We start from the raw sequence: 633 nt of genomic DNA on the forward strand, positions 1-633 counted from the left end.
GGTGCCCGCCATCGGCAACGATGGTCAGGGCGCGGATCATTTCGACCTTCGCGCCTGGCGGAAACTCTTCAAAATCTTTTCCGGCTGCCTTTATCCAGGCTATCGTTCTTTTTGGCTTTTGCATCCAGTTTAATCTTGGCAAATTTGCCAACAACCGTCAAGCCAAATCGCCGCCCTGCCCGCTGCCTTCCCGTCAAGGCGCTAGGCTGCTGGGCCGGGTGCTGTCCTTGAACGAGGGCGGCTCGAATAGCTGTTATTTTTTTGGAAGCAATCGATCAACGAGTACGACGTAAATCCCGCCAACTTCTTCCATACTTACCAAGGTATCGGCCAGATATTTTATGGTAATACCATGGATCTCTGAGATCATCGTCACGCAATCAGGGACGATGATCTCAGGTTTAGAGTTTTTCGCCCATGATATATCGGTGTTGTTGTAAATCCAACGCATCGAGTTGGCTAGAAGATCCCGATCAGTCATTTTAGAACTCCCCGTCGTACGACTGCAATGCTAGCCGTACCGCCCAAAACGACAAGCTGCCTTCCCCTGAAGGCAATAGGATGCTGCGGCCGGGCGCCGCTCGTGAACCGGGGTCGGATCGGCGAAGCCGATACGTCGCCGGCTATCTGCAC

Annotated in this window: 1 protein-coding gene; it reads right to left on the reverse strand. The window is 53.2% G+C overall.

The features are described 5' to 3' along the window. Window positions 1-253 precede the first annotated feature (253 nt). Window positions 254-481 carry a hypothetical protein gene (locus FV242_RS34110; RefSeq protein ID WP_147942054.1) on the reverse strand — a complete coding sequence of 76 codons (228 nt, stop codon included), beginning with the start codon at window positions 479-481 and terminating at the stop codon, window positions 254-256. Window positions 482-633 lie beyond the last annotated feature (152 nt).

The organism is Methylobacterium sp. WL64 (assembly GCF_008039945.1).
Taxonomy (GTDB): Bacteria; Pseudomonadota; Alphaproteobacteria; order Rhizobiales; family Beijerinckiaceae; genus Methylobacterium.